The sequence below is a fragment of the Bacillus sp. ISL-55 genome (genome assembly GCF_018613155.1).
Lineage (GTDB): Bacteria > Bacillota > Bacilli > Bacillales > Cytobacillaceae > Mesobacillus.
Genome location: NZ_JAGGQU010000009.1, coordinates 139,016 through 160,648, shown reverse-complemented (window position 1 = coordinate 160,648; position 21,633 = coordinate 139,016). Strand labels below are relative to the sequence as shown.

Annotated in this window: 24 protein-coding genes; 14 read left to right on the top strand and 10 right to left on the bottom strand. The window is 40.0% G+C overall.

The window, feature by feature from the left end:
* Window positions 1-18 precede the first annotated feature (18 nt).
* A complete protein-coding gene (locus J7E32_RS05720; RefSeq protein WP_214904897.1) occupies window positions 19-1,593 on the top strand; it encodes a DEAD/DEAH box helicase in 1,575 nt (524 codons plus the stop codon).
* A gap of 281 nt (window positions 1,594-1,874) precedes the next feature.
* On the opposite strand, the gene J7E32_RS05715 is transcribed toward J7E32_RS05720, so the two are convergent.
* Window positions 1,875-1,994, bottom strand: coding sequence for a DUF4023 domain-containing protein (locus J7E32_RS05715; RefSeq protein WP_192471571.1), 120 nt, complete (start codon window positions 1,992-1,994; stop codon window positions 1,875-1,877).
* 149 nt (window positions 1,995-2,143) lie between these two features.
* Between J7E32_RS05715 and J7E32_RS05710 the strand changes: the two genes are divergently transcribed.
* Window positions 2,144-2,707, top strand: coding sequence for a GNAT family N-acetyltransferase (locus J7E32_RS05710; RefSeq protein ID WP_214904895.1), 564 nt, complete (start codon window positions 2,144-2,146; stop codon window positions 2,705-2,707).
* A 6-nt stretch (window positions 2,708-2,713) separates the two neighbouring features.
* Here the strand turns inward: J7E32_RS05710 and J7E32_RS05705 are convergent, their stop codons facing one another.
* Window positions 2,714-3,253, bottom strand: coding sequence for a histidine phosphatase family protein (locus J7E32_RS05705; protein WP_214904892.1), 540 nt, complete (start codon window positions 3,251-3,253; stop codon window positions 2,714-2,716).
* A gap of 128 nt (window positions 3,254-3,381) precedes the next feature.
* Between J7E32_RS05705 and J7E32_RS05700 the strand changes: the two genes are divergently transcribed.
* From J7E32_RS05700 to J7E32_RS05675, 6 genes are all read left to right on the top strand, one after another.
* Window positions 3,382-3,540 (top strand): hypothetical protein, encoded by a 159-nt coding sequence (locus tag J7E32_RS05700; protein WP_214904890.1) that lies wholly within the window; start codon window positions 3,382-3,384, stop codon window positions 3,538-3,540.
* A 111-nt stretch (window positions 3,541-3,651) separates the two neighbouring features.
* Window positions 3,652-4,701 (top strand): LacI family DNA-binding transcriptional regulator, encoded by a 1,050-nt coding sequence (locus J7E32_RS05695; protein ID WP_353654018.1) that lies wholly within the window; start codon window positions 3,652-3,654, stop codon window positions 4,699-4,701.
* 167 nt (window positions 4,702-4,868) lie between these two features.
* The gene (locus tag J7E32_RS05690; protein ID WP_214904887.1) at window positions 4,869-6,551 is read left to right on the top strand and encodes a glycoside hydrolase family 13 protein; all 1,683 of its coding nucleotides are present in this window, start codon (window positions 4,869-4,871) and stop codon (window positions 6,549-6,551) included.
* A 166-nt stretch (window positions 6,552-6,717) separates the two neighbouring features.
* On the top strand, window positions 6,718-7,443 hold the full coding sequence (locus J7E32_RS05685; protein ID WP_353654017.1) for an SDR family NAD(P)-dependent oxidoreductase: 726 nt from the start codon (window positions 6,718-6,720) through the stop codon (window positions 7,441-7,443).
* Entirely contained in the window at window positions 7,440-8,507 is a 1,068-nt protein-coding gene (locus tag J7E32_RS05680; protein WP_286182752.1) for an S-adenosylmethionine:tRNA ribosyltransferase-isomerase, read from the top strand. Before J7E32_RS05685 ends, J7E32_RS05680 begins: the two co-directional genes overlap by 4 nt.
* Window positions 8,504-8,857 carry a VOC family protein gene (locus tag J7E32_RS05675; RefSeq protein ID WP_214904882.1) on the top strand — a complete coding sequence of 118 codons (354 nt, stop codon included), beginning with the start codon at window positions 8,504-8,506 and terminating at the stop codon, window positions 8,855-8,857. Before J7E32_RS05680 ends, J7E32_RS05675 begins: the two co-directional genes overlap by 4 nt.
* 45 nt (window positions 8,858-8,902) lie before the next feature.
* On the opposite strand, the gene J7E32_RS05670 is transcribed toward J7E32_RS05675, so the two are convergent.
* Window positions 8,903-9,373: a DUF2062 domain-containing protein gene (locus J7E32_RS05670; RefSeq protein WP_214904879.1), complete on the bottom strand. Its 471-nt coding sequence runs from the start codon at window positions 9,371-9,373 to the stop codon at window positions 8,903-8,905.
* 257 nt (window positions 9,374-9,630) lie between these two features.
* Here J7E32_RS05670 and pssA point away from each other — a divergent pair, with 257 nt between their 5' ends.
* Window positions 9,631-10,326, top strand: coding sequence for a CDP-diacylglycerol--serine O-phosphatidyltransferase (gene pssA / locus J7E32_RS05665; protein WP_214904876.1), 696 nt, complete (start codon window positions 9,631-9,633; stop codon window positions 10,324-10,326).
* A gap of 53 nt (window positions 10,327-10,379) precedes the next feature.
* On the opposite strand, the gene J7E32_RS05660 is transcribed toward pssA, so the two are convergent.
* Complete coding sequence (locus J7E32_RS05660) at window positions 10,380-10,574, bottom strand: CsbD family protein (protein WP_214904874.1); 195 nt, start codon at window positions 10,572-10,574, stop codon at window positions 10,380-10,382.
* Window positions 10,575-10,669: 95 nt separating this feature from the next.
* Here J7E32_RS05660 and J7E32_RS05655 point away from each other — a divergent pair, with 95 nt between their 5' ends.
* A complete protein-coding gene (locus J7E32_RS05655; protein ID WP_214904872.1) occupies window positions 10,670-11,458 on the top strand; it encodes a nucleotidyltransferase domain-containing protein in 789 nt (262 codons plus the stop codon).
* Window positions 11,459-11,535: 77 nt separating this feature from the next.
* Here the strand turns inward: J7E32_RS05655 and pduL are convergent, their stop codons facing one another.
* Entirely contained in the window at window positions 11,536-12,099 is a 564-nt protein-coding gene (gene pduL, locus J7E32_RS05650) for a phosphate propanoyltransferase (protein WP_214904870.1), read from the bottom strand.
* Between the two features lie 153 nt (window positions 12,100-12,252).
* Here pduL and J7E32_RS05645 point away from each other — a divergent pair, with 153 nt between their 5' ends.
* Both J7E32_RS05645 and J7E32_RS05640 read left to right on the top strand, forming a co-directional pair.
* Window positions 12,253-13,299, top strand: coding sequence for an ATP synthase beta subunit C-terminal domain-containing protein (locus J7E32_RS05645; protein ID WP_214904869.1), 1,047 nt, complete (start codon window positions 12,253-12,255; stop codon window positions 13,297-13,299).
* Window positions 13,300-13,359: 60 nt separating this feature from the next.
* The gene (locus J7E32_RS05640) at window positions 13,360-13,902 is read left to right on the top strand and encodes a hypothetical protein (protein WP_214904867.1); all 543 of its coding nucleotides are present in this window, start codon (window positions 13,360-13,362) and stop codon (window positions 13,900-13,902) included.
* 33 nt (window positions 13,903-13,935) lie between these two features.
* Here the strand turns inward: J7E32_RS05640 and J7E32_RS05635 are convergent, their stop codons facing one another.
* The gene (locus J7E32_RS05635) at window positions 13,936-14,424 is read right to left on the bottom strand and encodes a hypothetical protein (RefSeq protein WP_214904866.1); all 489 of its coding nucleotides are present in this window, start codon (window positions 14,422-14,424) and stop codon (window positions 13,936-13,938) included.
* The gene (locus J7E32_RS05630) at window positions 14,417-15,958 is read right to left on the bottom strand and encodes a GGDEF domain-containing protein (RefSeq protein WP_214904863.1); all 1,542 of its coding nucleotides are present in this window, start codon (window positions 15,956-15,958) and stop codon (window positions 14,417-14,419) included. Before J7E32_RS05630 ends, J7E32_RS05635 begins: the two co-directional genes overlap by 8 nt.
* Window positions 15,959-16,163: 205 nt before the next feature.
* On the opposite strand from J7E32_RS05630, the gene J7E32_RS05625 reads away from it, so the two are divergent.
* A complete protein-coding gene (locus tag J7E32_RS05625) occupies window positions 16,164-17,171 on the top strand; it encodes a DUF3231 family protein (RefSeq protein ID WP_214904860.1) in 1,008 nt (335 codons plus the stop codon).
* 83 nt (window positions 17,172-17,254) lie between these two features.
* On the opposite strand, the gene J7E32_RS05620 is transcribed toward J7E32_RS05625, so the two are convergent.
* A complete protein-coding gene (locus tag J7E32_RS05620; protein ID WP_214904857.1) occupies window positions 17,255-17,620 on the bottom strand; it encodes a hypothetical protein in 366 nt (121 codons plus the stop codon).
* Window positions 17,621-18,282: 662 nt separating this feature from the next.
* Here J7E32_RS05620 and J7E32_RS05615 point away from each other — a divergent pair.
* A complete protein-coding gene (locus tag J7E32_RS05615) occupies window positions 18,283-18,903 on the top strand; it encodes a pyridoxamine 5'-phosphate oxidase family protein (protein WP_214904854.1) in 621 nt (206 codons plus the stop codon).
* A 281-nt stretch (window positions 18,904-19,184) separates the two neighbouring features.
* Here the strand turns inward: J7E32_RS05615 and J7E32_RS05610 are convergent, their stop codons facing one another.
* Both J7E32_RS05610 and J7E32_RS05605 read right to left on the bottom strand, forming a co-directional pair.
* Window positions 19,185-20,078 carry a glycerophosphodiester phosphodiesterase gene (locus J7E32_RS05610; protein ID WP_214904851.1) on the bottom strand — a complete coding sequence of 298 codons (894 nt, stop codon included), beginning with the start codon at window positions 20,076-20,078 and terminating at the stop codon, window positions 19,185-19,187.
* A 119-nt stretch (window positions 20,079-20,197) separates the two neighbouring features.
* Window positions 20,198-21,448, bottom strand: coding sequence for a MerR family transcriptional regulator (locus J7E32_RS05605; RefSeq protein ID WP_214904848.1), 1,251 nt, complete (start codon window positions 21,446-21,448; stop codon window positions 20,198-20,200).
* Between the last annotated feature and the right edge of the window lie 185 nt (window positions 21,449-21,633).

Below are 21,633 nucleotides of genomic sequence, written 5' to 3'. Positions count from 1 at the left end.
AGAAAGCAGGGATTGAATTTGAATCACTTTAGATCTTTAGGTATTTCAGAACAGCTTGCAGAAACACTAAACCAACAGGGAATTACCGAGCCTACACCAATTCAGACGAAAGCAATACCGTTATTGCTCAATGGCAAGGATGTCATTGCACAATCACAGACGGGTACAGGGAAAACCTTTGCTTTCGTGCTGCCGATCCTGGAGAAAATTGATATTGAAAAATCACATATACAGGCATTAATCGTTACACCTACAAGAGAACTTGCGTTGCAGATTACCCATGAAGTTAATAAGCTGCTTGAGGGGAAAGATGGAATAAATGTTCTTGCTGTATATGGAGGGCAGGATGTCGAATCACAGCTTAAAAAGCTTAAGAAAAATATCCATATTGTCATCGGAACTCCCGGAAGATTGCTTGACCATATCCGCAGGGAAACAGTTGATTTTTCCAAAGCAGCTTTTCTTGTACTTGATGAAGCAGATCAAATGCTTCATATCGGTTTCTTGAACGAGGTTGAAGAAATAATCAAGCAGACACCAAAAACAAGGCAAACCTTACTCTTTTCTGCGACAATGCCGGACGAAATCAAAAGGTTGGCTAAACAACATATGTACAAGCCTGAATACATCCAGGTTGAGAAAACTCAGTCTCCGCTGAAAAACATTGAGCAAATTGCCATTAGCACAACAGACAGGGCAAAACAGAATGATTTAATTGAATCACTTAGACTGTATCAGCCATTTTTAGGTGTGATTTTTTGCAGGACGAAAAGAAGAGTAAGTAAGTTGAATGATGCTTTGAAAGCAAATAATATTAATTGTGATGAACTTCATGGTGATCTTTCGCAGGCAAAAAGGGAACAGGTCATGAAAAAGTTCCGTGATGCAAAAATTCAATATCTGATTGCTACTGATGTTGCGGCAAGGGGGCTTGATGTTGAAGGTGTCACACATGTTTTTAATTATGACATCCCTCTTGATACAGAAAGCTACATCCATCGAATCGGCCGAACGGGCAGGGCAGGAAGTGAGGGGTTAGCAGTAACGTTTTATTCGCCAAAAGATAGACCAATGTTGGATCAGATTGAAACAGAGCTCAATATAAGAATCGAAAAGAAAAACATGGGCAATGCCAAAAAAGGTGAATCCCAAACCGGTGAATATAATGCCAGTAATAAAAACAAGCAGAGATCCGGTGATTATAAAGGAAAGAATACCAGATCCAGAAGACGAGACGATAGCAAACCCGAAAGAGACCACAGGGGCGAAAAGATAGGAAAAGAACCAGTTTCTCGGAGACGGACAGAAGATCGACGTGAAGCACGTTACGATGGCCCGGACCACAGAGATAGAGAACAGCCATCATCAAAGCGTGGACGAAGAAGCTATTCTGAAGGACAGCTATCAACTTCCCCTCGTTCAGGTGGTGGAAGAATGTCAAACCCTTCAACCGGTGCACGTGACGAAAGAACCAGAAGGATTACTTCAGAAAAACCTAATCAGGAAAGAGCTGGAAGAGAGAGACGCAACTCCAGCTCACCTGGAGGCCGAACAACAAAAAGCAGCGGTTCAAGAAACCGCAGGGGCAGGTAGCGCACACTAAAATAGACCGCATATCTGCGGTCTATTTAGTGTCCAAGCAGTGCTTGCGCTTTTATTTACTTTAAAGTTAGTTTGATTTTCGAACTAAGATTAGTGTCCAGCTCCAGCGCCTAGCCCCTCGAGACACTTCAGGCCGCCCAATAAAGTCAAAGAACGACTTCACTGTCAGGCCCTCCGTGGCACACGATGTACTAGACCCGCCAGCCACAGGACGTGGCGTTTTAGGCGGGCAGTGCTTGTCGGGGCTGATCAAGGCGCTTACGCTTTTAATTTTAATGTTGTTTATTTGGGAGTTTGTCGCTTGGATTTTCTTTTCCTTGCCTCTTTCTATTTTGTTCGTCTTTCTTCTGCTTATCATGAAGCTTCTGAACAAATTCGTGGGTATTCTCCATTATAGTACCTCCTGTTGTGAATGACTCGTCGTTACTTTTTCCATTACCGATTCAATTCATTCATGTTGACACGTTAAAATCGGCTTAGGGCTTTAACAACAACCTTTACGAAACCACCCTTATAAATGCAATGTCTGGAGTGACTAAAATTGAGAATTGAAGATATTTATGAAAATCTGCCTCAGCTAGAAACAGAGCGCCTGATTTTAAGGAAAATCAGTCTGGAGGATATTGATGATATACATACTTATGCATCCAATCCTGAGGTATCAAAATATGTCTTCTGGGAAGCGCATAAAACAAGAGCGGCAACTGAGGAATATGTGAAAATGATTCTTGCTCTTTATGAAGAAGGGAAGATTGCTCCTTGGGGCATCCACTATAAAGAGGATAATAAACTTATTGGCACCGTTGACTTTGTTTCCTGGCAGCCACAACATAAGACTGCGGAAATAGGTTATGCGCTTTCCATGGACTACTGGGGGAGAGGAATCGCTACAGAAGCAGCTAAAGAGTTGATAAGATTCGGAATGAAAGAAATGAAATTAGTAAGGATTCAGGCAAAAGCCCTTGTTGCAAACAAAGGTTCAGAGCGAGTTATGGAAAAAGCCGGAATGAACTTTGAGGGCATTTTAAGAAAATTCATTTTTATCAAAGGTGCCCATTATGACGTAAAAATGTATTCAATTATAAGAGAGGACGCTTCAATCTGAGCGCCTTTAGTTATTTTTTTCGAAAATATATACTTTTGCATTTTCAGGTCTGCTGAATTTCGGGCCTGAGAATCCTCTTTTGAGCAATTCCTTCCTCATGAACATCATAATCCCACCATGGCCGACAATCAAAATATCTTCACCCTGAACTAATGCCTCATCTAAAACTCTGTTTATGCGTGAAAGAACTTCTTTTTTACTTTCCTTTTGCGATTTGTGCCCTAAGAACCAGGCAAGCCTTATCAAGGTAACGTGAAGCCAAAGAGGCAGGCGCATTTCAGTATGGATGACAGGGTAAAGCGACATCTCCCGAAGGTCCTCTAAAAAAGTAATATTTCCCTCAAAAGCCCTGGACGCAGTAATTTTCGCTCTCTCTAAATCGCTTGAGTAACATTTGCTCCACTTCTGTCCTTGATGATTGATAGTAACCTCCTCAATATTGGATTCATTATACTCCTGTTGCCAAGTAAGAAGCTCCTGGGAGGTGACGAGCTTGTTTGGGTAACCTAATGTCACTTTAAAATGACGTATCAATCCTATTTTCAATATAATCACCCTTACCAATGTAGTTATTAATTAATTCACCAAATGACCTCCAAATACCTTTAAGGAATATCTGGTGTGTGTAAGTTATAAAGAAAAGAGGAATCTTAAAGAAACAGGAGGTGTCTGCATTGCCTAGAGGAAAAGAACTTGAACAGCTGCCAACGGCTAATACTTTGGCAGGTATAGGGGAAGATCGCAATAAGTTTGACAGTGATGTATTATCCCGGATGACCACAGATGAAAGACCAATGCCAGCAAAAGTGAAAGAAAATCAGAGTAATAACTAAAGTAAACTTGAAGGTTCTGGCCTTCAAGTTTTCCTTTAAATAGAACCACCCTTCATTCAACTTTTATTCGAAACAAGGTTGATATTAAGTTGAAATCATACTATTATTAATTTGGAGCGTAAACGTTTACGTAAAGGATTGGTAGTAATGAGTTATACCATAAAAGACGTAGCAAAACATGCGAGTGTCTCGATTGCTACTGTATCAAGGGTCCTCAATGGTCAGGGCGGATATTCAAAAGTAACAGAAGAGAAGGTCCATCTGGCGATAAAAGAACTAGGCTATCAGCCAAATGCATTTGCCCGTGGTTTAATCAGTAATAAATCCAATACTTTAGGAATCCTATTTCCGGAAGTTTCAAGCCAATTTTCTTCCAAAATCCTTCGAGGTGTTGAAGAAGCGGCCCATCGTAATGATTCGAGCGTGATTGTCTGTAATACGGCTTCACATGGACAGAGAACGATGAAGTATTTACGGCTTTTATCAGAAAAAAGAGTGGACGGTATCCTGTTTGTTAGTGAAATGATAACTGAAGAGTATTATAACAAGCTGGAGTCTATGCAGATACCAGTTGTCCTTATCTCGACTGAATCCTATCAATATCCTTTGCCTTACGTGAAAGTTGATGATAAGCATGCCGCTTTCACGGCGACTGATTATTTGGTAAAAATGGGGCATTGTAAAATCGGAATGATTAGTGGAAATAAAGATGACGTAATAGCTGGCCAGCCGCGAATAGACGGCTTTAAGCAAGCGTTAGTTCAAAGAGGACTCGCCATTAAAGATGAAAATATAATCCATTCAAATGGATTTTCATTTAATGATGGTTTGACCGGTTTACCAAAACTCCTTGAACAATCCCCGGATTTGACAGCTATATTTGCCGCCAGCGATGCATTGGCCCTTGGAGCGATATCGGCTGCTTATAGGCTTGGCATAAAAATACCTGAGGACCTTTCCATAATCGGATATGATAATCTGCCGATCGCAGAGATGGCAATTCCGCCGCTTACAACAGTAGCGCAGCCCTTGGAAGAAATGGGTTTTGTTGCAGCAGAAATGCTATTTATGATGATGAATCAAGGAAGAAGAGTTGAAAGCAGGATTATGTCTCACTCTGTTGTGGAACGGGAAAGTGTGAAAAAAGTTAATCTTACATGATACGTAAACGTTTACTAAGACAATTATTTTGGTTATCGTTTTTTGACTCATTCAAATATCCTTATTTATCTTAGAGCAGGGGAAAGATTTTATGAATCGGGAAAGAGTGTGCAACACTTTATAAAGAAGAGGTCCTTTACAAAAAGAAATTAATTGGAGTGATTTTTTTGAAAAAGCATTGGTGGAAAGAATCAGTCATTTATCAAATATATCCGAGGAGCTTCATGGATTCCAATGGCGATGGGATCGGCGATATTCCCGGGATTATCTCGAAGCTTGACTATTTAAAAGACCTGGGTGTAGATGTTATTTGGCTCTCGCCAGTATACAAGTCTCCAAATGATGATAATGGTTATGATATCAGTGATTATCGTGAAATCATGGATGATTTCGGAACGATGGCAGACTGGGAGCTTCTATTAAAAGAAATGCATGACAGAGGAATGAAGCTGATCATGGACCTTGTCGTTAACCATAGTTCTGATGAACACCAGTGGTTTGTTGAGTCTAGAAAATCGAAAGATAATCCTTATCGTGACTACTACGTATGGAGGCCTGGCAAGGATGGGAAAGAACCGAATAACTGGCAGTCAACATTCAGCGGTTCGGCCTGGCAATTGGATGAGAATACCGGTGAGTACTATCTGCATATTTTCAGTAAAAAACAACCGGATTTGAACTGGGAAAACCCAAAACTTCGCCAGGAAGTCTATGAGATGATGAAATTCTGGCTGGACAAAGGCATTGATGGATTCAGGATGGATGTGATCAACTTCATTTCGAAAGTAGATGGCCTCCCTGACGCGCCAAATCCAGAAGGGAAAAAATACGTTTCCGGAAGCAGATACTTTATGAATGGACCTAAAATTCATGATTACCTGCAGGAAATGCATAGGGAAGCACTTGCTCAATATGATGTAATGACTGTTGGTGAGATGCCTGGTGCCAATGTAGAGGAAGCTAAGCTTTATACCGATGAATCCAGAAATGAATTGAATATGGTATTCCAATTCGAGCACGTCGACCTGGACTCAGGTCCTGGAGGGAAATGGGACCTTAAACCTCTGAAGCTAACCGATTTAAAAAACAACTTCACAAAATGGCAAAAGGGTCTTGAAGATATTGGCTGGAATAGCCTTTATCTCAATAATCATGACCAGCCAAGGATGGTATCGCGATTCGGTGACGATAAGGAATACCGTGTGGAGTCAGCGAAAATGCTTGGGACTTTCCTTCATATGCTAAAAGGAACACCTTATATTTATCAAGGTGAAGAAATCGGGATGACAGATGTACGATTTGAATCCATCGAAGATTACAAGGATATTGAGACCCTTAATATGTACAACGAGAAAGTGAATCAAAATGGAGAAAATCCTGTAAAGGTGATGGAGTCAATCTATGTAAAAGGACGCGACAATGCCCGTACTCCTTTCCAATGGGACGATAGTGATCATGGAGGATTTACGACTGGTACCCCGTGGCTTCAGGTAAATCCAAACTATACAGCCATTAATGCCAAGCAGGCTGTGGAAGATGAAAATTCCATTTACCACTATTATCGAAAGCTAATCCAGCTTCGAAAAGAGCACCCGGTCATTGTCCATGGCCGCTATGATATCCTAATTCCTGAGGATGAGAGTATATATGTTTATACAAGAACACTGGAATCGCAGAAATTACTTGTCTTATTGAATTTTACAAATGAGAATCAGAGCTTTGATGTTCCGGCGGACCTGCAAGGCAAGAAACATGAAGTATTGATTTCAAATTATGAAGCAAACACAGGTTACGGATCTGCCATTTTATTAAAGCCGTATGAAGCAATTGTATACCTGATTCAGGATTAATCTTTTAAAAAGGCTGCCATTAGCAGCCTTTTATTTTTTTATCAACTTCGTAAAGCTTATATCCTTCAGACTAAAGTCGTAGAAAATATCAAGCTTCTCGATGAGGTGCGGTTTTCTTCAAAATCTTAAGATAAATACAAGAAGAAAACTAAGGAGGAAGTTGAACGTGATAAAAAATAAAGTTGTAATGATTACAGGTGTATCACAGGGATTAGGGAAAGCATTGATGCTAAGGTTTGCAAAGGAAGGTTCGAAGCTGGCTGTTTGCGCTCGAAGGGAAAATGAACTTGATGCAGTAAAAAAAGAAGCGGAATCCTATGGGGCAGAGGTGCTGGCAATAACAGCTGATGTATCGGTACCGCGAGAAGCCGAAAAATTTGTTGCCCTGACACTAGAAACTTTCGGAAGAATTGATGTCCTGATCAATAACGCTTCAGTTCTGGGACCAAGTCCAATGCCACTACTGTTGGATTATCCTGAGGATGACTTCGCTGAAGTCATCAGGGTGAACGGCATCAGCCCGTTCCTGATAACAAGAAGGGTACTACCAGCGATGCTTATACAGGGTGAAGGATCAATAATAAACGTAACTTCAGAAGCTGGCCATGTCGGTTATGCAGGCTGGGGAGCTTATGGAATTTCCAAATTTGCTGTCGAGGGGATGACAGAGATCTGGGCAGACGAACTTAACGCTACAAATATTAGAATGAATATGGTGGATCCTGGGGAGATGGATACAAAAATGCATTCTCTTGCAGTACCGGATTGTGATTATGAGTTAGCCAAACCAGAGGATGTTGTCGAAGTCTTTCTTTTCCTTGCCTCGGAAGAATCAAAAGGAGTCAATGGACAACGATTCCAGGCTCAAGAGTTTAGTCGGGAGGTGAGATGATGCAGATGGAAACAAAGGTGCACACTCATGATTTTTCTCTGCCTTCTTCTCTTAACGCCTCAAGCCCGCCAGAAAGGAGAGGACTGCGCAGAGATCAGGTGAAGATGATGGTGTTGGACAGAGTAACGGGTAATGTTATGCACGATCGATTTATTCAAATAGAAAAATATTTCGATTCAGGGGATATACTTGTGTTGAATAATAGCAGAACAATCCCGGCAATTCTCAAAGGAACATGGCTTAGAAATGGAGAGGTGATCGGCACGAACTTGGAAGTGCGGCTTGCCAGGAAGAAGAATGACTCGGAATGGGAAGTATTAATCGTTGCAACAAATGTACAATCAGGAGATTGCATAAAATTCTCCGAATCCTTAGAGGCGAATGTAATTGGCGAAGTATTTAATTCACCACTAAAGATGATCCAGTTCAATCTGAGAGGTAAAGATTTTTACGATGAAATCTACTCAATGGGTGAACCAATAAGATATGAATATATTCATCACCCGTGGAAACTCGATTATTACCAGACTGTTTTTGCAAGTCAGCCAGGATCTGTTGAGATGCCATCAGCCGGTCGGGCTTTCAGCTGGGAACTCTTGTTAAAGCTGAAGCAAAAAGGAGTTAAATTGGTATTTTTGCAGCTTCATACCGGTCTTAGTTATTTACTCGATGATGAATTTGCCCATTCACCAGAAGAACACTTCGAAGAATATTCTATTCGCCAGGAAGATATGGAGGCAATAGTAAAAGCCAAAGATCTTGGAGCGAAGGTCATCGCAGCCGGAACTACTGTTGTTCGCGCACTTGAAACGGCAGCCAGTAATTCAACTACTCAAGGATGGACGAATCTGTATATCACATCGGATTATGAGCTACAGATCGTTGATGGGATTATAACAGGGTTTCATGAACCGAAAGCAAGTCACTTGGATATGCTGGCTGCCTTCGTTGATGAGAACAAGCTCGTAGAAGCTTATAATATCGCGATTGAACAAAAATATCTTTGGCACGAATTTGGTGATATAAATCTGATCATCTCGATGAAAGAAGGAAGAGGAGAATGAGATTACATCATTTTGGACTTGAAGTAAGCGATTTGACAGCTTCAAGAACTTTTTATGAGGTCATTCTTGGTTTTAATGTAAGCTGCAAAATCCACTTTGAAAATGAAGAAATGATTTTTTTGGAGAAGAATGGTTTTAGGCTTGAATTATCTCAGGTAAAGTCAGATGGAGAGATTGGTGAAAGGACTCATTTTTGCTTAGAGGTGGAAAATCTTGATGAAAAAATGAAGGAAATGAGTGAGAGAGAATTTCATTCTTTTGAGGGTCCATATACATTGGACAATGGTTGGAAGACGATCTTCTATTTGGGTCCAGATAAAGAAATAATAGAATTCCTTGAAGTCAACTAGGACAAAAAATAAGGAATGGAAACAGCGCATTGCTTTTTTCATTCCTTATTTTTTAATTTCCCATTTTTTCACTATAGTAAGGAAGCTTAATCGGTATTTTCTCATGATAGTATAAATGAGGTAGTATACAACCATCCCGAAAAGGATGATATTAATGATCATGCCTATGAAAAAAACTTCACCTAAATGGATCCCGGCATCTAAACCATGAGAGGGCATACCCGCTGCCGAGGGAAAGATACCATAAGGGAAAAGAGTTTCACCGACTACGACATTCAAATAAAATAAGAATGGGAAAAGCCAGATGAGTGCTACACCGCTAATGAAACCGGCTATAGGATTCCCTTTGAAGAGTTTGGCACCTACGGTCGAAATTATAGGCCCCATGCCAAATGATGGGATGAAGTGGATTAAGAAACCAAGGGTAAACCCTAGAGATACATTATGTGCGTTCTCTTTTATTCTAAATAACTTTATAAGAAGAAATTTTAGTTTACGCAAGTTCTTATTGATCATAATTCACCAGCCCCAAATTAGTATACAATTTGATGAATCATTTTAAAAGTCTTTTTGACAAATTACTTCCATTGAGATACACTCTTTTGATTCCAGATAAGATTTTTTCAGGTTAACCTCTACTCAGAATGAGAAAAAATGATATAGTTAAACTATATTTTCGGCGATTCTATAATAAAATAAACATGATTATTAGTTGACCGGGGTAAAAATAGGCATAAGCAGAATTAGAAAAGTTCGGAGAGTGATGACAACTGATGCGGTTTACAAAAATGATTCCTAATATGTTCACACTTGGGAATTTATATTGCGGTTTTCTATCAATTGGATTTGCGGCTAATGGCCAATTTAACAATGCAGCCATTTTAATTTTAATCGGCATGATGTTGGACAGCATGGACGGAAGGCTGGCGAGGATGCTGAAAGCGGACAGCCAGCTGGGAAAGGAACTTGATTCACTGGCGGATATCGTCACATTTGGTGTAGCACCATCGTTCCTGGTTTATTATACATACTTTTACCAATTTGGACTATTGGGCTTGATGGTAGCGGGATTATTCCCGTTATTCGGAGCTTATCGCCTGGCGCGGTTCAATATCAGTACTGATAAATCATCGCTTAATTATTTTATTGGGGTGCCTATTACTGCAGCTGGCGGAATTATGGCCATCCTCACTTTATTTGGTGACTTGATTCCGAATATCGTTACTACAGTTGTCTTTACGGCACTGAGCTTTCTCATGGTAAGCAGAATCAGGATTCCAAGCTTCAAGGAAGTACCGCTCCCTAAGTATGGAACAATCGTGACAATATTCCTTGGTTCTTTACTGTTCGTCATTTGGAAAGGGACCTACAGCCAATTTCCTTACTTAATTTATATCGCAACTCCACTATATGTAGCGTATTTGGCCTATCGATTTGTTAAAGGGAAAAATAAAAATCATATTGACTAAAATACAAAAAAGCCCTTGCTGTCATAAGCAAAGGCTTTTCAAATTAACGCTTATTAATCTCTGGACGAGTCGTTAAATGCACGTGATACATCTTCTTGCATATCACCAGCTGTTTCTTTCAGTTTTCCTTTTCCCTTATCAAGGCGGCCTTCTGCTTCCATAGATTCATTGTCGGTCAGTTTGCCGAATTGCTTCTTGGCTTCACCTTTAACCTGGTCAAATGCGCCTTTTGATTGCTTGTCATTCATTATTTTGGCCTCCTTTATTTGAGTATATTCTTATATACCCTTTATGATTGATGGCAAACTATTAAATGTATGTGATGAAAGGGGCAAATGTGAAAATGAAGGACCATATCATAACAGTATTAAATCAAATTGAAGAAGAGTACGAAGTGAAAATACTTTATGCATGTGACGCCGGGAGCCGAGCGATGGGATTTGCATCACCAGACAGTGATTATGATATCCGCTTCATTTACATTCAAAAAAAAGATTGGTATTTATCGATTGATCAGCAGAAAGATGTTATTGAAATACCAAAAGAAGATCCGCTTTCTATTATGGTCGATCCTAAATTGGATGTCGTAGGCTGGGAATTGACTAAAACTCTCAGGCTTTTTCGGAAGTCTAATCCCTCCTTGCTCGAATGGCTGAATTCCAAACATGTGTATCTCCATAAGGCTTGCCTGGCCGAAAAATTAAAGTTGATGCAGGACTCAGTCATTTCGCAAGTACCTTACATAAACCATCACCTAAACCTGGCAAAAAGAAATTTCATTGGGCTTAAAAAGAAGAAGGAGTGGAGGGTAAAGGTATATCTATATATTCTCCGGTCAATCCTGTCGGTAAAATGGTTACAATTACATAAGCAAATACCACCAGTCGAATTCATGGAACTTTTAAGCATTTTAAATAACGCACAAGTAAAAAGGGAAGTGAAGGACTTACTAGAGGAGAAACAAAGCGGAGAACATTATTCCAATGAGAAAAACTTGATTCTTAATGAGTTCATAGAACAAGAAATTGAACTGCTTGCCAGTTATGCAAAATATGCAAGTCAAAAACTTGACGACCCTACAAAAGAACTTAACGATTTGTTTCGAGCAACGCTTAAGGAAATATGGGAGTAATCCACTTTTTGTCTGTAGGTGTTCTCTATGGTTTAAATGAATTTGGCCGGACTGCTTATGATGCAGTCCGGCCAAGTTTATTTAATTATTTCAATATGGTCACCAGTTCGCAGACCAGCCGCGTTAGCTTCATCGGTATCAATGTGCATATCAAGAGCGTAGGAATCTTTCACCCTTATGAGTACTTGATTGAAAATTAAGCTTCTTTCACCTGCAGACTTAACACTTACATAGTCTCCATCCTGGACATTATAATTTGCGGCATCACCTGGTGTCATATGAATATGACGTTCTGCCACAATGACACCTTCCTGAATTTCCAGTGCACCTTTTGGGCCGACAAGCTTTATGCCTGGAGTGCCGTCAAGATTCCCTGAAGCTCTTAACGGTGCTTTTACCCCGAGGGAAAAGGAGTCGGTGTTGGAAATTTCAAGCTGAGTAAACTTCCGTAACGGACCAAGAACCCTGACTGCGGGAAATTCCCCTTTTGAACCAACGACTCTTACTGTTTCATTCGCAGCAAATTCCCCTGGCTGTGAAAGTTTTTTAGCAGTTGTGAGCTGATATCCTTCACCGAAAAGCTTATCTAAATCTTCTCTTTTTAAATGAATATGACGATTTGATACACCAATAGGAATCATTTGGAAACTCCTTTCATGTTCTTTGATTCACTTATTTTACCCTGCTTGAACCAATAAACACCTTTATAGAAAATTAATCATTACTTTTTAGAGTAAAATTTATTGCTATATAGAGTAATTTATTTTACTATCTAAAGTAAGGAGGTGCTATTTATGGAAAATCTTAGACTTAATGTTGCGTTGTTGAGAAAAAAGGTGCCCAACCTGACATCTGCAGCTAAATCTGTAGGATTGAGACCGGCCACCGTTTCTAATTTGTCTACGGGCAAAATACCGGTCGGCAGAGCAGAGGTACGGACGATAGTCGCTCTGGCAGAGCTGGCTGGTTGCAGTTTGGATGAACTGATTTTAAGAGGGGAGAGTGTAGAAATGATTAAAACAGGGATTAAAACTTTGGACTTATTTGCGCCAATTGCAAAGGGCAAAACTGTTGGGCTCGTTGCGCGACCAGGAATGGGGCAATTAGTTGTACTTGCCGAGATGCTTTACCGACTGAAAAGGGTAGGGTATGTCACAATTCTTATAAAACCGAAGGGTTATCACCCAGAGCTTGACGATATTCTGGATGAGGTCGATTACGTAACAAACAATATCGAAGAGACATATAAGGTCATTTTAAAAGAAGGCACAGAGAGAGATTACATACTTACAGCCGACAGATCCTATGTGATATCAGGTGAAATGTTCAACTTGCAGGAAACTTTCGATGACAAAGAAATCCATCGTGTAACGACATTCCTGATGGATTTGAAAGGTGAGGCTGTCGATGAAGACCTTCCGTATGGCCCCCTTGATACTTTGTGGCAATTCGATGCCGACCTTGCAGCACGCCATAAATATCCTGCAATCAACCCAATCTACTCAACATCCTCCATCCTGGAAGGGTCATATTTAGACCCTGTTCACCATAGCATTCAACAAAGAGCGCAAAAGCTTCTACGCAGGTACAGGGAATTGCGGGCGATCGTTAATGTTCATGGCATCGAACGCCTTCCAGCTGTCGAGTCGCAAATTTATCAGCAGGGGGAGAGATTAGAGGCATATTTGACTCAGCCTTTCTTTGTAGCGGAAGCGTACACTGGCAAGAAGGGAGAGGACGTGAAACTCGAGTATACACTAAACGATGTGAAAAGAATTCTTGAAAACCCTTCTAGTATATCTGAAGCCAATGAGCTAAATTTTATTGGAAAATTAAATTGATGAGGCAGGCCCAATCTTTTGATTGGGCTTTTCCTGTTCATTCCTTTTGGATAGTAATATTTGAATCAGTCAATCTTAATAGAGATATTTCATCAGGGAAGGTGGAAGGAGCACTATGAACAGGAACAAAAAACATTATATACCGTTTTTCACCCTCCTTTTCATCCACACTTCTTTAATGAACTTCGAAATGGAACACCCATTTCTCATTTTGGCTCATTATTCCTTGGCATTCTGGTAAATGGGCTTAACCTAATGTACTCCTTATCAATACTTAGAAAGTTCAGATTTGGAATCGAAAGATGGCATAGCTGGAAAGAACACTTCAAAACAGCACCAATTTATTCATTTATTCTATCAATGGCAACAGCAGTGTTCATTAAATATGACAGAGGATGGAAAGGAATGTTACAGGCTTTTAGTTTCGCTAAGTTAATGGATGTTAAAGTCATGAAAGCTGAAATCGCCAAGAAAAATTTCCGCCATTTTATTATTAATAATTCAATTCATTTATTCATGATTCTTTGGGCTGCTTTATTAAAAAAGTGGATATATATAGACCTGGTGAAGCAAAAGGGAACTGCTGCTGAAGTTGAAAAGTAAAAGAGCCGGCATCCAATGCTGGCTCTTTCATAATTAATAGCGACCCACTTGAAGCTGTTTATATACCTCTTCGCGCACTTCCTGCAATGTGCTGGGATCAAGCAGTTTACTGGTGCTTATTCTTAAATATGTCTGCTCATCAATAGTGCCTTCCTGCTGCAGCTTATCGAGATGGGGCAGTCGGAAGTTGCCAATAGGCAAATAGGCAAGGTACATATTTTCGCCATTCTGTTTTAAAGATATTTTGATACCTTTGAGAATGGGAAAAAAATAAGATGAATAATCCTGCTCAATTATCAGGTCCTCTTTTAACGCATTCTTAATATACGGCAAAGTAGTTGGCATTGAAATAAAGTAGATCATTTGGTCATAGGAATAATGCAATTCGGATACCTTGAACCCATAATGTGCAGTAACACGGTTGGAATAATGCCTTTGGGAAAGATTATATAAGGGCCTGCTTGTCAAAGCGGAAGCCATGAAAAAGAAAAGGGCAGCTAGAATAAATGCCAGTTCAATCAATGTTCACAAACTCCTTAAAAGAAACTACCGTATTTTTACCTGCGCTTTTAGCTTTGTATAGTGCCTGGTCAGCAGCTTCTATCAATTCATTTTTAGTGGTTATTTCCGAATGGTCTGTACAGGCTATTCCGATACTTACGGTTAATGTGCCGTTGGGCTGTGTATTTTCACCAGGAAAGCTTGCTTTCTCTACGTTCGAGCGAATTGTTTCCGCTATTACTTCAGCTTGGTCAAGATGGATGCCAGGCAATAGGACTACAAATTCTTCTCCGCCAAATCGGAAGGAAAAATCATCAGGTCTTAATGAATTAACAATGACTCTTGCCAGCTTCATCAACACTTCATTCCCAAGCAGGTGCCCGTTTTTGTCATTGAACACCTTAAAGTAATCGATATCAAAGATGATTAACGAAAGGGGACTATTCCGATTTCCTTCAACCGGGAAGTGTTCATTAAGAATTGTCTGGAATGCCCGTTGGTTGAGAAGACCTGTCAATCCATCGCGTAAAGCCATTTCCTCAATTTGCTCATAAAGGTTAGCATGGTCAAGTGCTATCGCAGCCTGGTTCGCCAGAGGAAGGATATTTTCAGTATCCATCAAGGTAATCGGTCTCTTATTTACAATATTATCAATCAGCAGGATACCGATGTTCTTACCCTGGTTAATCAAGGGGATCACCGCAAACTCCTCAGTTTGGAACAAGTCTTTAATTAAAATCTGTGACATATCCTCTTTTGCGATGTTCTTAACAATAACTGGTTTTTGACTTGATAACGCTAACCCAAAGACGTTATGTTCATCAATTGGTATATCCAATGAACGTAAAATAGCATTCAACTCCGGGTCGGTAAAATTGCTGTCAAAGTTATGTTCAATTAAATCACTGAGTTTTAGTCTGTCTTCTGAAATCTTTTCCCAAACTTCATAGCCTTTCTTCACATCCATAGGGCCGACACCAACGATTCCCTTAAGGGACTTAGTTTCATTGGAGGCAAGAAAAATCATCGCTCTGTTAAATCCAAGGCCATGGCCAGCGGTTACAGATGTCAAGATCACTTTTAAAAGCAAATCCTGCTGAAGAGTCCCCTGCATCGTTGTGCTTACTTCGCGAAAGACCTGTAGATGCTTAGATTGCTCCATGAGCATGTACATCCAGAGGTGGTGGTCTTTCTTTTTCTTGAGTAAATATTGCGAAATGTAGCCGGCGCACGTCCCGATTACCAAGTAAACGGGGAGAACTTCCATGGGGAAGCCTCCTGTATGTAAATAAACGATAAGAACACTAATAAGAGCCGCAACTATACCCCCGATTAATTTAAAAGAATAACCCGCAGTCGCGATAAATAAAAGAATAGTCCAGCTTAATTGATTACTTCCATATAAATAAACAGCAGTCTCAACCAGGATCAATGATGCAGCAGAGAAAATCAGTTGGTTTAATAAAGCGCTTACATGAAATCTTAATAAATTTGCTGTCAGTGATAGTCCAACAGCTGCAATGATTAATAAAAAAATTGCGCTCAGCTTTCTCACTCCTAAATATGAATCATACTTCTATTTTACTATCTTTTTGTAAAATTGATAGGATGTTTTCTGATGATTATCGATTTCAGCTACAGTCAGATTCAAACTGCAATGCTTAAAATTAATCATTCATCTTTAACATAGGTAAATTATTAAATAAATATCGGCCAGTTAAGGAAAGATAAAGATATCATCAGTGCATTGGGGTGTAAAAATGGAGGATAAGACAAAAATCCGCCTGACTGCGGCAGAAATGTCTAGTTTGTGGACGCAATATATAAATGATACAGTATCTATTTGTGTTTTGAGTTATTTTTTGAACAACATAGACGACAAAAAGGTAAAAGAAATCGCTGAGTTTGCTCTTGGCGCATCACAAAAAAACATTTCTCTTTTAAAAGAGATCTTCGATCGTGAAGATTTCCCCTGCCCAATTGGTTTCACAAAGAAAGATGTCAATATCCATGCTCCACGGCTTTTTTCCGATACATTCGTAATGATGTATTTGAGGCATATGTCTATCCTTGGAATGGCTGCAAATGCTGCGGCAATTGGTCTCGGAACGCGGCCAGATGTGATTAGTTTTCATAAAAGTGTCTTGAAATCAGCGATTGAACTGCAGGATTTGACTAGGGAGACAATGCTGGAGCAAGGGACATACATAAGGCCACCATTTATTTCAGTCCCAGATAAAGTTGACTTTGTTGAGAAACAGAAATTCCTTTCGGGAATCAAAAGCAGGAGACGGGCACTTACCTCAGTAGAAATGACGCATTTGTTCATGAATGTACAAACCAACCAAATAGGAAAGGCACTGATCATGGGATTCATCCAAGTGGCTCAGGACAAAGAGGTCAAAGGATATCTGCAGAGAGGAAAGAAAATCGCTCAAAAACATGTCGATTTGTTCAGTGATATCCTTAAGAATAATGACATCCCGGCACCCATGTTTTGGGATTCAGCTGTAACAGACAGTACAACACAGGTATTTTCAGATAAACTTATATTATTCCATGTCTCAGCAATGATCGCCGCAGGTATCGGGAATTATGGTGCCGCTATGGCAGCAAGTCCGCGCAAGGATATTGGACTGAAATATGCTTCGCTGATTCCTGAAATTGCGCTTTATGCAGAGGATGGTGCCAATATCATGATCAAAAACTCATGGTTGGAGGAACCTCCGATGGCTGACGACCGGGACCAGCTGTCCGGGATGACATAAAGGACTGAAAATAGGGTGTCCCATATCTTTTGGGACACCCTTAATTATTATTTGATGTATCATGGATTAGAAGATCGTCCTGCTTATTTGGTATTCTGTAAATTCGGGAATTTTACGGGAGTGTTAACTGATAAATGATCACGGTATGATCGGTAAGCTACAACAGTGTGATTATGGGAATGGACATCAAGCTGCAAAACTTTTGCATTTTTTGTCTCTAGATAGTAGCTCATTTCATCCTGTACGAGTTCATAAAACGATAAAGTCACACCCAGGTATTCTTTCTTTTCAACTGTTGCATCAGGATGATTCTTCACGAAATCAGCTATTTGCTGAACAGAAGCTGAAGAGGTCCCAGTGATGGAATAAAGGGTATCCTTAGCGTGACTATATGCATGATTTAAAGTCGCTTTAGCTTTATTAAACAGATTATTAAACGAAAGGTTCAATTTCATTCCTCCATCTAAGTATTTTTTATAATATCAGAATTTATATAATTTTACTTCGAGAATTGTCCAGCTCCAGCGCCTAGCCCCTCGAGTCGCTTCGGTCCTGCCAATGAAGTCAAATAACGACTTCACTGTCAGGCCCTCCAGCGCTTGTCGGGGCTGACCAAGGCGCTTGCGCTTTTCTTAGATGTTAGTTAATATACCCATGAATATTAATGAGAATCCTCATTACGGTTTTTTTTATCCTCATGAAAAACCACCTTGAATTCGGACGAACTGCAAAATAAATGAAAAATAGCAGAAAGCTTGAAACAATTGATTAAACAGCACTTGACTCATGTGCGATTAACCCCAATTGATCCATTCCTACTGGTGCCAGACTAAGGAAACTTGTAACTATATGTATGTTTATAGCGTCAGATAAAAAGATGCTCAACACCGAAGATCCGAATACAAGCAAGAAACCACTGAAGAAAAGCGAGAATAATGGTGGATGCTTTCTTCTTTGATTTTTCAGGAATTAATAACATACCAATAAATCCGCCTATCGTGAGATGTGAATGGCAATTTCGGCTTGTATTGTCCGTCAAGGTCCATTATTGCTGTACCTAATAATGGACCTAGAAAAATATGAAGAAAAATTAACAACGGGAGATGATTTAATGAATTATGTAATTAATAGCTTTGAAGAATTAAGGTCATTGTTCGGGGAGCCTAGTGAGCTGGCCAAACGGAAGGTCATATCTTTCGTAGACGAACATTGCCGTAACTACATACACCATTCACCGTTTATTGTTTTATCTACCTCTGACGAAAAAGGCTTCACAGACGCTTCCCCGAGGGGAGATGCACCTGGATTTGTACTTGTTCTGGACAAAAACCGAATTGTGATTCCAGACCGTCCTGGTAACAAGAGAATGGACTCATTGAAAAATATTTTATCCAATCCAAGGGTGGGCCTGTTATTTCTTATACCTGGGATGTCTGAATCCTTGAGAGTGAATGGGAAGGCTAGTTTGACACGCGAGCCAGAGCTGTTGGAAAGGATGAAAGCCGGCGGGAAAAATCCGCTGCTTGGAATCGTAGTAGAAGTAGAGGAATGCTATATACAGTGCGGAAAAGCGTTGAAGCGCTCCGGCTTATGGGAGCCTGGAAGCTGGGCCGACTCTTCTGACTTGCCATCAGGTGCAGAGATTTTGGCAGCACACGCCCGGATTCCAGGTTCTTCAAAAGCCGATATACAGGAGAGGTTGGAAGAAGGATATAAAAATAGACTTTATTGAGAAGATGCCAATTAATAAGCCCTCATGAGTGAATTTCCCAAGGCATAGCGTGCATTTAACGTTAAAGAGACCCTTATGTGGGAAATTCATTACGTATAAGGGTGCATTTAGTCGATAAAGAGACCCTTATGCAGGAAGTTCATTACCTATAAGGGTGCGTTTAGTCTTAAAAGAGGCCCTTATGCGGGAGGTTCATTACTAATAAAGGTGCATTTAAAACAAGTTTCATTATTAAGGGAACAACAAAGCTGCCAAAAGGCAGCTTTGTATTTTGAGCATTGCTAGTTCTCAAGTGATCTGCTTTGTATGACTTGGTCTAATCGGTCAGGATAATTAGTAAACATTCCTGTGACTCCCCAATCCAGAAGCATGTTCATATCTTCCTTTTCATTGACTGTATAAGGGAAAACCATTAAACCGGAATCTGTGACCTTTTTAATATAGCCGGGACTTGTTGCCGTATAATGCAATCCAACCCCAACTGCATATTCTTTGATTTTGCTTACTTCAGTATCGGTGATGATCGCTGGGGTGTAGTAGGACAACAGCTGGACCAATGGAATCGACTCATCTAATTGGTGGACTTTCTTTAAACTTTCTATACTGAACGATTGAACAACAACATTTCCGAATGTATTATTGGCACCGGTTAGATTGTATTCATTCAGTATATTTATTAGTTTTTCTTCCATTCCAGGATACACTTCAGGCGATTTGGTTTCTATGAAAAACTTCGAGTCTGGACCGAACCTATCAAGCACCTCTCGCAGGGTAGGGATTTGAAGCCCCGAATATTCGATACTCATTTTTTCAGGGAAAGCCTCATTAAACCAGGATCCTGCATCAAGTTTCTTTATATCCTTTAGAGTAAGATTTTTAACCAGGCCCTTTTTCTCCGTAGTCCGGTCAATTGTTTCGTCATGCAGCGCAATTAATTCTCCATCTTTCGTCATTTGAAGATCGATTTCAATGTAATCGCCATTCATGACATTCCCAAGTTCATAAGCCTGTAATGTATGTTCAGGGGCATGGCCTGAAGCACCACGATGAGAGATGTTGATTGCTTTTATTTGCCCGTAATCTGAGGAGACCTTCGCTATAGCAATATCTGATTGTGCTCCTGATAAGTAAATGACCAATGCTGTTATTGCCATCCAGCGAAAATATCTCAACATCTCCAATTTCCCTCCCAAGAGTATTTCTGCCATGCTAAATGGAGATCTGTAAAACGGGTGGTTCTTAAGTGTCAATATTATTTACATCTTTACAAGTTATATGTCATTAAAAAAGAAAACTACTTCCAAACTTTCCACCAATTGCGTTTTGTTTGTTTCGAAGCTGCCGTCTCCCTGAAGCTATCGACCATATTTTTAAACATCTCGTCCCGCTGCCTGATCTCCCGGCGTAATTCTTCACGTTCACTTTGAAGGGTGCGGACAAAATAATCTCGTTCCTGATTGATGACCTGGTTTAAATTCGAAAGTTCCTGATTTGTTGTCTCGCGACTATTTGAAACATAATCCGCAAGTATTTTAAACTCTTCAGAAACTGTCTCGGTTGTCTCATTCAGGCGTTTTGCCAAAAGTGATAATTCCTTATTTGTACCGGATGATAGCTTATTAACTGTGCTCTCTAAATTAACAATTTTTTCATTCGTGCCTTTTGAGGTTTTTGTCAAACTGGATGTCAAAGTTGCAATTCGTTCGGAAGTACCCTTCGAGACATTCGAAAGACTGCCGGATAGTGCATTTATTTTTTCGGAAGTACCTTTTGAAACCTTCGCAACACTCTCGGTCAGCTTCGTAATTTTTTCAGTCGTACCCTGAGAAGCTTTGGTTACAGAATCTGAAAGCTTGCTGAACATTTCTGTCGTACCTTTTGAAACTTTTGCAAGGTTCGTACTAATTTCGGAAGTACCTTTCGAAACATTCGTAAGCTCTGAAGATATCGTTCCGAGACGTTCGGAACTATCTTCCGAGCTCTTGGCAACTGTTTCAGACAGCACCATAATATGTTCATTGGTTTTTTCTCCTGTTTTATAGATAGAATCGGAAAGGGTTTTTACTGTTGTAAAAGTGCCTTTAGAGATTTCCTTTTTTACTTCCTCCAGTACTTCCTTTCGAATGCCGTTCCTGATCTCTGCTTTTACTTCTTCAAGCAAGGACTCTTTATATTGTTCCATTGCCAACATAAAAGTATCAAAATCATTTGAGCTGGCTGTCGGAGAAGCAGCTGGCACATTCGGCTTTACAGTAAGGCTGTTTTCATGTGGAGTTTGATCGGAAACCGCAGCAGAACTTTTATGTCTCTGTAAGAGATCCCGAATCATTTCTTTGCTTAGATTTTTATCTCGCATTTGCTTTATCTTCATCAGTTGGTCTATTTCTATATCCGTATAAAATCTTGCACCTTGTTTTGTTCTTGGGACAATCAGCAGTCCCGCAAGATCTTTTTCCCATTGTCTAATGGTGCCTGACGGAACATTTATTTTCTTGGACACCTCTTTGATTGTGTATGCCTTCATGAATTGAGTGTCAGTCATCATGCACATTCCTTTCTGTTTTGGTTTATGATTAATTCGATGTCCTATTACAATTCAGCAAGAACATTCCTGTTTTCCTGCATCGTGACAAAAGCTCTCAAAAGTAGTGGAGTTTCAGCATAACAACCAGAAATCATACAGTTTTCGCAAACTTGGTTTAGGAAAATGCGGATTTGTCGTGATGAATT